Origin of the sequence: Vibrio marinisediminis (genome assembly GCF_014050145.1) — a bacterium.
Taxonomy (GTDB): domain Bacteria; phylum Pseudomonadota; class Gammaproteobacteria; order Enterobacterales; family Vibrionaceae; genus Vibrio; species Vibrio marinisediminis.
In genome coordinates this window covers 1-283 of sequence record NZ_JACFYF010000209.1, presented here as the reverse complement: position 1 = coordinate 283, position 283 = coordinate 1, and the positions used below count along the sequence as shown (strand labels likewise).

Annotated in this window: 1 protein-coding gene; it reads right to left on the bottom strand. The window is 68.9% G+C overall.

Annotation, left to right across the window (positions count from 1 at the left end; genetic code table 11):
• On the bottom strand, nucleotides 1–204 hold a 204-nt coding region (locus H2O73_RS20935; protein ID WP_220457742.1), incomplete at its 3' end, for a hypothetical protein.
• Nucleotides 205–283: the final 79 nt, after the last annotated feature.

Sequence of the window (283 nt, the reverse complement as noted above, 5' to 3'; positions counted from 1 at the left end):
CATCGACAGCCGCTCGCTGGTGCCCACCAGCAGCAGATTCCAGCGCTGCTCCACCACCGGGCCGCTCAGCTCACCGTCGACCGGCTCGCCAGGCGCCGGTGCATGACTGCTACAGCCGGCCAGCAGGACCAGCGCAGAGAGCGCCGACAGTGATGCCACCGCCCGGATCATGCGCGCCCGGGTCATGCGCGTCACGGTTACCATGTGCCGGTGTTCTCCATGGATGCCCAGGGCTCGCGGGGCGGCAGTGCCTCGCCCTTCTGCAACAGCTCCACCGAAATGC